Below are 10143 nucleotides of genomic sequence, written 5' to 3' on the forward strand. Positions count from 1 at the left end.
CTCTGCTTTAGAACGTTACTTAGAAGTACACACTGTAATATAAATTGAAACGCCGTATACGAGAACCGTACGTACGGTGTTGTGAGAGGGGCGAAAATAAGTTAACTTATTCTCCCTCTACTCGATTGGAGGCTTTGTTAACCTTCGTTGTTGGTTTATCTAGTATAATACCAACCATATGGACGTGCGCTTGCTGCACACTATACATGAGCCACCGCTGGAAGAGTTGTCCACTCCCACATCCTTACGCGGAGTCTCATTCGTCGTGTTCATGTGGTTAGCTAAATGCATAATGGTATGAACCTAAACTTAGAGATAGCAACTGTATCTTAACAAAGCCTAATTTATAAAAATAGTTAATTCAAGTTGTGATTTACCTTAGTTGTTTTCTTCTTTTGATAATTGGGGTAAACTGTAAGATAAAGCCTATGGCAGGTGAAATACCCTTCTATGAAAATACGCCAAGGTGAATTTGATCAAATAAAAAGGTGGACTTTTTAATGGATATAAACAAATTAATGAAGCATGTGAACGTTACAGAATTCAAAAATAAAAAGGAATTAGAAATAACAGGACTTGCCTATAATTCTCGAAAAGTAGAAAAAGGACAAGTATTTGTTTGTATAAAAGGATTTAAGGTAGATGGACATCAATTTGCGGGACAAGCAGTTGAAAACGGTGCAGTTGCAATAGTTGTAGAAGATTTTATTGAGGGGTTAGAAGTTCCACAATACAAAGTTGAGAACGGACGTGTTGCTCTGGCAACGCTTGCAGATGCCTACTATAATCACCCAACGAGAAAATTAAAAACAATTGGGATTACTGCAACAAATGGTAAGACGTCTACATCCTTTATGACAAATGCCATTTTAGAGAATCATGGATTGACTACTGGATTAATGGGGACGGTGGTTGTAAAAATTGGTGATTATGCAGAGCCATCCGAATTAACGACTCCAGAATCCTTAGATTTACAACGCTTTTATGCACAAATGGTCGACGCTGGTGTAACTCACGCAACAATGGAAGTCTCTTCTTCAGCACTAGAGTTGAATCGAGTGGGTTGTGTTGATTTTGATATAGTTACTCTAAATAATATAAGTAGAGAGCATATTGATTTGCATTCTTCTTTCGAGAACTATTTTATGCATAAATCTAGTCTGATTCGCAACGCGGGAGCGGACAAGGTTGCTATTTTAAATTTAGATGACGAATATTCTGCATCGCTTGTCGATAAAACAAAAGCAACGGTAATTACTTTTGGAGTACAAGATCAATCGGCAGACGTACTATGTAAAAATTTAGATTTATCTACTGGTCGAGCTGTATTTACTGTAGATATTACACGTGATTTAGTTACTCCAGATATAGTTATACCGAAGCAAAAATTTCAAATTGAACTATCTACTCCTGGATTCCATTCTGTTTATAACTCAATTGTTAGTATCGTCATTGCGTTACTATGTGAGGTTCCAGTTGAAACGATTCAAAAGAGTTTGTTTGAATTTGTTGGAGTGGAACGACGTTTTGAAATAATTTTTGAAGAAGATTTTAAAATCATTGATGATCACTTCGCTAATAGTGGAAATATTGATATTACGTTGGGAACATTAGAAAAAATGGATTTCAATCGTGTATCTCTTGTATATGCCATTCGAGGAGATCGAGGAGTTACCGTAAATAAAGAAAATGCAGAAGCAATCGCAAGATGGGCTCCTAGACTTGGTATTCATGAAATCACCGCAACCCTTAGCCGATCACATGTTACGCAGAAGGATGTAGTTTCTGATGCAGAAGTTGCAGTTTTTAAAGAAGTAATGGATGAAGCAGGTATTAAAGTTCATCTATACGAAGAGTTGCCAGATGCAATTGAACGTAGTTTGGGAGAAGTGACTGACGGCGATCTATTATTATTGGCTGGATGTCAAGGTATGGACTATGGAGCAAAGATTGCCTTGGAACAACTAGAAACAATTAGACCAGATGTGGACAAAAAGAAGCTATTCCAGCCGCTTGAAAAACGAGTAGCAGGGAACTCATAAACAAACAGACCGACAATTTTAGTCGGTCTGTTTGTTTATATGCTTTATTATTTAGAGCGGTTGATGATCATGTGCTTAATAGAATGAATTCAGCACTTTGAGAGTAGACACGGATGTATAGTATACTTGCTGCACGCAACGCATGATTCACCTAAAATCCATATCTGTTTTGGAGATTAAATACTATGAAGAAGGGGATATCCCTTAAAATTTAGGCACTCACTAAATAAAGTATGGACAGCATCCGAAGTTGTATCTTCGGGAGCTTACCAGATGAATAGGATAGTATCTATTCTTTTTTATCCAAAAAGCTATTTGCTGTTTTCACAAGTTGCTGGATGGCGACTGACAGACAACAGCCACAACATTACCGAAAAAAGAGAGGAGGGTCGTGACGCTAGTCACGACCCTCCTCTCCTAAAAATCACACGGTAATGATGTAGCAGAGTCTGTCCAAAGCCCTCCTAAAACGATTGAAAATAGTTTTATTTTTAAAGGGCGTAATTAGCAAGTACAGACAAGAGTTTTCGTTTAGTCAGTTTCACGCTTCACATCTTCACTGTTTTCTACTACATGTTTAAGAATGGATAATTTGTTATGCCAGAATTGCTCGTAGTAAGAAAGCCATTGTTTTAATTCCTGTAAAGGTTCTGGATGAAGACGATAGATTTTTTCTCTTCCAACCTTTTGTCCGCTGACTAACTCTGCCTCAGTTAACACGTGAAGATGCTTTGCTATAGCGGTACGACTCATCGGAAAATGGGAAGATATTTCCGAAATAGGTAGCTCTTTTTCGCCAAGTAATTTTAGAACCTCTCTGCGGGTTGGATCTGCTATAGCTTGAAACACGTCATACTTTTTTGCAGAAGTCTCCACTTAGTCTTCAATAGCCTTTCTTAAGCCGCGTTGTACAATTCCTTCCCAACCGTGAGCCATTCTATCACGGATAACAGAGCTTTTTTCATTCGCTTTTGAGAGTGTATAATCTGCTTCTTTCCAACCTCCATGAATAAGAGTGAATTCTGTTTTGTCGCCCATCTCTTTTAAAATAAAGGAAACAAACCATCCTTCTGTATCCCAAATAAAAGAAAGCTTATTTGGAGGGTCTACTTCTGTTACTTTACATGGGGATGGTCCAAAAGGAGATTGAATAAGAAACTCAAATCCCTCTTCTAATTGAAAGTCATTAGGCATGAACCATTTTGAAATCCCGTCAGCGGTAGATACATTTTCCCATACTTTTTGAATCGGTGCATTTAAAATGACTGTTTGTACAATGTCTTTAAGTTTATTTTCCACAAAAAATCCTTCTTTCTCCATAAAATAAAACCAAATGGTTTCATATATAAAATAATACGAAACCATTTGGTTTTATGTCAAGTATTCACCATTTAATCTTTTCAGGATAATCCACATTAAAACGTAAATCGTGTATAGAACTTTTTGTTTTACTTGCTTCCGCAATAACTTTTTTCTTAATAGCCTCATATTCACTATTTTCCATTACAATGTTTTGAACAATCGAAGAAAAAGATTTAGTTCGTTGTTCCTTAGTCATCTCAATATAAGTCAAATTTAACATATCAATATATTGAATCGCATATTCTTCTACAGTTGTTTCGGGTGAAAAAACGGCACTAAGTATTACTGCATATTCTTCGTTCGTTAAAATATCTTTTAATGCATCCGAAATAAGTGCTTGGAGTTTACGAGCATTTACAATGTGCAGATCAAAATCATTAGCAAATTCGTATTTTTTATATAACTGAATAAAATCATTTAAAGCAATAAACGAGAAAACTAGCTCAGGCCACAATATTTCAGTAGAGTAATAAATATTATTTTCTGGAGCGATAAAATCATGGGCTTTCATCATTTCTTTATGTAAGCCATTTGCAACAAATTCAATATTACGATTTCCTTGATATGCATGACGTAATTCGTATGTCACCCCTAATAAACGCATACGAGCTCCTTGCCAGTCCATATATCGATCTTCTTTTCCCGTCAGATGATGTATCGCAGAACAAAGTTCATCTAAATCCCAAAAGTCTCCACTAATTAATACACCAGTCATGTTTTCCGTGCTTTTCAATGCAAGCATATTCTCCACCTCCTAAGGTTCTATTACCTTTTTGGTGAATAGTTAAGCGTAGAAAACAATTCTTTTTTTTCTATTTCGGTTAATTCTCTCCATTCTCCAATAGCTAGGCCTTCTAATGTTATATTCATAATACGAATACGTTGTAATCTCTTCACCGTGAATCCAAGTGCAGAGCACATTCTTCTTATTTGTCTGTTTAAACCTTGTGTAAGGATAATATTAAAAGTGTTTGGACCTATTTTTTTGACTTTTGCAGGAAGTGTTTTTGTTCCTAAAATCTTCACACCAGATGCCATTTTTTCAATGAATGAATCGGTTATTTTTTCATTTACAGTAACAATATATTCTTTTTCATGTTTATTTTCTGCCCGTAATATCTCATTTACTACGTCTCCATCGTTCGTTAGTAAAATTAATCCATCAGAATCCTTATCTAATCGTCCAATATGAAAGATACGAAGTGGGTGATTGACAAAATCGACAATATTGCCTTTTATATGACGTTCTGTTGTGCTAGTAATACCAACAGGTTTATTAAGAACGAGATATACTAATGGTTGTTCAACTACAATCGGTTTCCCATCTACTCGAACATCATCTCCAGCTTCTACTTTACTGCCGAGTTCAGCAGACATTCCGTTTATAGTCACTCTACCATCCGTAATCCATTTGTCAGCCCCGCGTCTAGATACAATTCCAGCCTCACTTAAAAATTTATTAATGCGCATCCTTATACACCTACTTTTCTTGTTAGCATGATTATAACAAAACTTGAAACTATTTTAGAGTAAAGCGCGTAAAAAAGAAAAGGAGTGATTGACTATGACGATTAACCAAAAAATAGAAGAGACATTCAAAGCTTTAAAAAAAGTATTGAGCTGGGGTGTTGATAAACGTGTTACTCTTTCGCTTGCTGGTTATTATGTGACTTTAGATAAGGAGCTCAGTGAAAGTAGATTCAAGGAAATAGAGACTATTATTAAAAAGAAAGCAGGTATATTCTCTCCATTACGTTCTCATCTAAATCCACTTTTCGTTGCTACATTAGACTCAGGAGGCTTAGAGCCGCAATTAGCAGTAGATCTTTTGTTAGAGAAAGTAGAAGCGTTGAAAAACTCTTCCTTTAAAATAAATAGTTATACTTATTTAGCAGCTTTGTTAATGTCTGATGAGAAAGAAAGCTGGGCAGAGGAAATGGAACGGGCTAAACAGCTTATGGAGGATATGAAAAAGCATCATCGGTTTTTAACTTCAACCGATGATTATCCATATGCCATGTTTTTAGGAAAACTAGATGGAGATACCGCTGTTCGTGCAGAAACTATGAATCGCTACTATCAGGAACTTAGAAAGTATAAATTTTATTCAGGAAATGAACTGCAGTGGATGTCTCAGATACTAACGTATACAAATGCTGAATACGAGGAAGACTTAGTGAAACGAGCCGTCGTCATACGAGATGGATTAAAAAGTGTAAAGATAAAAACATCGGCACCTCAATATCCTATAATTGGATTTATGGCAGCTTTGGAAATGGATGAAGACCAACTAAATGCAATCGTAACAACCTACGAGTCTTTAGCAAGTATGAAACTATTTTCTTGGTACAAGGATAGTGCTTTATCTATCGCTCTAGGATGGGAAATGAGAGCATCCAAAGACGCTTATACAACAGCTGCCATTTCAATTGCAACATCGCTAGAAATGCTACTTCAAGCACAACAGGCAATGATGATTTCAACTATTGCAGCTACCAGTGTAGCAGCATCATCTTCGAACACTGTATGACCTTCATGCTATAATATATCTATAATGCTTTATGAAAAAATAGGGCAAATAAAGAAAACTTTGAGGAGTAATACATGATGAACACTAATCCAATGAGTCAATCTAGAACCATTCAAACCCACTTGATCCTCCCACCTGATACTAATCATCACCAAACTATTTTTGGTGGGCGGGTACTTGCTTTTATTGATGAGATCGCTGCAATTTCGTCTATGAAACATGCGAATGGTGCAGTAGTTACTGCTTCAATAGACTCTGTTGATTTCCTTTCTTCCGCAAAAGTAGGGGATGTATTGGAGCTAGAGGCTGTTGTTTCAAACACAGGTCGTTCATCTATGGAAGTTTATGTACGAGTGACGTCAACGAATCTAATTACAGGTGAAGAAAAACTTACAACGGAGTCTTTTGTGACAATGGTTGCAGTAGATGAAAATGGTAATCCGGTTCCCGTACCAGGTATTCATCCTGAAACAGAAGAAGAAACTCGATTATTTGAATCAGGTCCAGCAAGAAGGATCCATCGTAAACAGCGATTAGAGATGAATTACTAATAAATGAGGATGTGAATATATGCTTAAACAAATAGACCATTTTTATAAGTATATTATGATCACGCTGCTTGTTGTATATCTAATAAACTACGTGTATTTTGGAAAGGCCACCATCACATTCATTATCGTAGCCCTTGCTATTGTCCTTGAATTAATCAGGCAAAGACATCATATTAAACAACTTACCTACGCGCAACTTTCCATTATTGGAGTAGTGCTACTTGCAGGTATCGCAGGCATCATTTATTTATTTGTTTTATTTCGCATATTCATAGTCCCATTAAGTTTGCCGACAGCAGTAGAAGACATACTGCTAATTGTATTTGCGCTTATTTGTTTATATGTATTAGGTTTTTTCTTGAAAAAATTATACGTTCATGCAATTGAAAAACACTAAAACCTTTAGAAGAACCTTTAATTAGGTCTTCTAAAGGTTTTTATTTTCTTAGGGGAGGCTGTCCTTTGTTAGGAATGCTTTTTTTATGAAACTATTTCAACTGTTCATTCGTAAGCATGAAAGAAGGAGTGATGAACATGCGACATATATACGAACGATCGGCAAAATATGCAAAACTAGGGTCTATTCTAACACTGGGCGTTTACATAGTTTTAGTAATTATTTTTAGAGATATGCTACTGTACGATTATGAGACTCATTTTTTAATTGGGTTTACGGTATTTATATTATTTAGCACTTCTTTTGTTATTCAAAATGCTGCAGACAAATTACAGGATGAGCAACAAGTAGATAGTGAATATTATTCAGCCGAATTTCCCTTGAACGAACTTAATTTCCAAAGGGATGTATCGATCATTCCAATGACCTACTTAGTTTCAGGCAGAGGAGAACGATTATATAAGATTGAGCCTGATGAGAAACATGGAATTAAGAGAATGTTGACGGCCATTTCATTGTTTCAAAAAGGAATGTTATTTCCTATTACATATAATTTAAGTACGATAGATAATCACATAGTTAGTCAATTCACATTTATAAACAAATTAAAATTTATACAGATAAAGATTTACGACCACACAAAAAAACATATATCGACTGTTGTAATGCCTTCTTTTTCAGTTAAAAATAGAGCTATAATTTTTAATGCGATCAATGAGAAGATGCTTCAAATGGAAGCAAAAAGCATGTATGGAGATATTGATATCGATGATTCTAATGGAAAACGTTTAGCGAAGTATCGCTTTGGAATTTTTCCTTATGCAACTCATCCTGCGTTTGAAATACAAGCTGTAAACGTGCATGTATCACTTGCACACGACTTATCGCATGATCAAAAAATAAACTTTTAATGCACTGTTTTATTATTGGACTGGGGATTTAAAATAAAAGAGTAAAGATAAAAAAAGCGTCCGAAATTGTATAGTCTAGACGCTTTCTTTACGATTTGAACATGGTTTTTCCTATTGATAGTTATCTTTTCTAACGGGTGTCAAATCTTTCTTTATCTGCTTTATAGGGCTACCAGTTTTCTCGATTGGAAACGACTCATGATTAGTCCAGCGTCTCCTAATTAGTTTTTAAATAAGTTAAACCAGCCTTTAAATTTAAACAAAGCAAGCATGGATAGAGCAATAACAACGATTAGTCCCATCACAACAAAATAACCATATTTCCATTCTAGCTCAGGCATATTCACAAAATTCATTCCGTATACTCCAACGATAAATGTTAGAGGAATGAAAACAGTGGATACAATCGTTAAAATCATCATTATTCGATTCATTCGACTAGAGTTTATCGATACATGACTATCCCTAATATCAGCAGTGAGCTCTCTATTTGATTCAATCATTTCGGTAAGCTTTAGTAAGTGATCGTATATATCTCCAAAATATGCACGTTCAGAGTGTTGTAAGTTTATCCGTTCGGAGTTCATAACACGGTACAATAAATCACGCATTGGTATTACTGTTCGACGTAACCTAAGCAAATCGCTACGAACGTCAAAAACCTGGTCCATTGATAAATGCCTCATATCTGAAGAAAGCTTATCTTCTACTTCATTCAAATAATCTTCTATTTTATAGACGATTGGGAAATAGGCATCCACGACCTTATCGATGATATGATAAGTTGCATGCATCGCACCGCGTTCCCAGCCCTCTGAGTTTCGTATAATGCGTTCTCTTGCTTCAGCCAATTCATGCATATGGGGATAATGAAATGTGACTACATAATCCGTCCCAACAAAAATATCTAGTTCTTCGGCTTCTAATGTTTCTTCATTAAATGTATGCACAACGTAAAAAGCATACCCATCATAATGGTCTAACTTAGGCCGTTGAAGCCTTAGTAAACTATCCTCTATTGCTAGTGGGTGAAAATGAAAAAAATTACTGAGAAGATTTTCTTCTTCTTTCGTAGGTTCCCCTATGTCAATCCAATACCATTCAAACTTTTTCCTCTTAATATCCTCGAGGGGAAAATCACCTCTTATTTCGTGATCAGTTGTAATGCCAATCGTTTGAATCATATCAAAACCCTCGCTTCCACAAAAAATACATATCGTCATTATCTCATATTCGCAAATTTCCATCAAAATACACTTAAAGATAAGAGAATATTATAAAAAAATAAATAATTTAGTGTTGACATGTATAATTTCTATATGTATAGTAGGTATTAATCAAATAAAGCAACTTTCTTATCAAGAGAGGTGGAGGGACTTGGCCCTAGGATACCTCAGCAACAGGCATTTTTGCACTGTGCTAATTCCAAAAGCTTTTAGGCTTAAAGATAAGAAGAGAAAAATCACTTAACGACGTGTAAACCTCTTCTTTCTAAGAAGAGGTTTTATTTGATTTAAAGGGCTTTAATGAAAGAAATATAAAATTAACCTTTGGTATCATCTCGTTCACTTCAGCTACCCATTCGTCAGGAGTGCTTCGAGTTAAATATACAACTTTCTTACTTGAAGATCCCATTTGATTAAAGAGAAAGAAAGTATCTATTTTTACACCACACAGAGTTTTGAACTAATTAACCCCTTTGTCAGTACCTGGCAGAGGGGTTGATTAATTATTCGGATTGATTTTTATTTGCAACTAACTGAGGTGTTTGTCTAGTTTCTATAGCCTGTTTTTGCATTTACTATTATAAGTGCAAGAAGGAGGTGAATTTATCGTGAACCCATATCATCATAGATCTTGTCATTCATGCCATCAACCTCAAGTATCTCCATGGTTCCAACCACCTGCGCAACCAGTGGTATGTCCGCCGCAATATCGTGTGCATGATTCCTTTATACCGAGAATGCAGCCTGTAATTCATCCAATCGTTAATGTGAATCGCCAACATATTGTCAATGTTCCACAGCATTACTTTACAGAAACTAATCGAAATGTGGTTGTGAATCCACCTCAGCAAGCGTATCCGTATCCGCAAGGAGGATTCCAACAACCTTTCCAACGTCCCTTCGGTCCTCGATACTAACCGAGTAAATTAGATTTACTACTTCAGAAGCAAATGCCTTTATTAAAGCGCATTTGCTTTTTCTTTGTGTGCCAGGCATGGCAACTATCTAGGTGGTGAAAGTCCACTGTGGGGGTACACATCGACCAACCACTAAGGAAGCGCAAGGTACTTATCGTGAGGTAAGGGCTAGAGGAAGCGTGGAATAAAATCTTGGCTCGACGAACA

11 protein-coding genes and 1 riboswitch are annotated in these 10143 nt (G+C 36.0%); of the genes, 6 read left to right on the forward strand and 5 right to left on the reverse strand.

Translation table 11 applies throughout. The features are described from left to right. Positions 1-500 precede the first annotated feature (500 nt). Positions 501-2042 carry a Mur ligase family protein gene (locus WAX74_RS20740; RefSeq protein ID WP_336499549.1) on the forward strand — a complete coding sequence of 514 codons (1542 nt, stop codon included), beginning with the start codon at positions 501-503 and terminating at the stop codon, positions 2040-2042. A gap of 531 nt (positions 2043-2573) precedes the next feature. Here the strand turns inward: WAX74_RS20740 and WAX74_RS20745 are convergent. From WAX74_RS20745 to rluF, 4 genes are all read right to left on the reverse strand, one after another. Continuing rightward, entirely contained in the window at positions 2574-2918 is a 345-nt protein-coding gene (locus WAX74_RS20745) for an ArsR/SmtB family transcription factor (RefSeq protein WP_336499550.1), read from the reverse strand. After that, complete coding sequence (locus WAX74_RS20750) at positions 2919-3362, reverse strand: SRPBCC family protein (RefSeq protein WP_336499558.1); 444 nt, start codon at positions 3360-3362, stop codon at positions 2919-2921. Positions 3363-3426: 64 nt separating this feature from the next. Beyond that, entirely contained in the window at positions 3427-4146 is a 720-nt protein-coding gene (locus tag WAX74_RS20755) for a DUF6904 family protein (protein ID WP_336499551.1), read from the reverse strand. A 23-nt stretch (positions 4147-4169) separates the two neighbouring features. Next, on the reverse strand, positions 4170-4874 hold the full coding sequence (rluF, locus tag WAX74_RS20760; protein ID WP_336499552.1) for a 23S rRNA pseudouridine(2604) synthase RluF: 705 nt from the start codon (positions 4872-4874) through the stop codon (positions 4170-4172). A gap of 94 nt (positions 4875-4968) precedes the next feature. Between rluF and WAX74_RS20765 the strand changes: the two genes are divergently transcribed. The 4 genes from WAX74_RS20765 to WAX74_RS20780 all read left to right on the forward strand — a co-directional run bounded on the left by WAX74_RS20765 (position 4969) and on the right by WAX74_RS20780 (position 7793). Continuing rightward, a complete protein-coding gene (locus tag WAX74_RS20765; RefSeq protein ID WP_336499553.1) occupies positions 4969-5934 on the forward strand; it encodes a DUF4003 family protein in 966 nt (321 codons plus the stop codon). Positions 5935-6008: 74 nt separating this feature from the next. Further along, complete coding sequence (locus WAX74_RS20770; RefSeq protein ID WP_336499554.1) at positions 6009-6485, forward strand: acyl-CoA thioesterase; 477 nt, start codon at positions 6009-6011, stop codon at positions 6483-6485. Between the two features lie 19 nt (positions 6486-6504). After that, the gene (locus WAX74_RS20775) at positions 6505-6882 is read left to right on the forward strand and encodes a hypothetical protein (RefSeq protein WP_336499555.1); all 378 of its coding nucleotides are present in this window, start codon (positions 6505-6507) and stop codon (positions 6880-6882) included. Between the two features lie 137 nt (positions 6883-7019). Continuing rightward, positions 7020-7793: a hypothetical protein gene (locus WAX74_RS20780; protein ID WP_336499556.1), complete on the forward strand. Its 774-nt coding sequence runs from the start codon at positions 7020-7022 to the stop codon at positions 7791-7793. 221 nt (positions 7794-8014) lie between these two features. Here the strand turns inward: WAX74_RS20780 and corA are convergent, their stop codons facing one another. Next, positions 8015-8977, reverse strand: coding sequence for a magnesium/cobalt transporter CorA (gene corA, locus WAX74_RS20785; RefSeq protein WP_336499559.1), 963 nt, complete (start codon positions 8975-8977; stop codon positions 8015-8017). A gap of 168 nt (positions 8978-9145) precedes the next feature. Continuing rightward, a riboswitch (SAM riboswitch) is annotated at positions 9146-9247 on the forward strand. Between the two features lie 380 nt (positions 9248-9627). Here corA and WAX74_RS20790 point away from each other — a divergent pair. Beyond that, positions 9628-9936: a hypothetical protein gene (locus WAX74_RS20790; RefSeq protein ID WP_336499557.1), complete on the forward strand. Its 309-nt coding sequence runs from the start codon at positions 9628-9630 to the stop codon at positions 9934-9936. The last annotated feature ends 207 nt before the right edge of the window (positions 9937-10143 follow it).

This window comes from Psychrobacillus mangrovi, assembly GCF_037104765.1.
Lineage (GTDB): Bacteria > Bacillota > Bacilli > Bacillales_A > Planococcaceae > Psychrobacillus > Psychrobacillus mangrovi.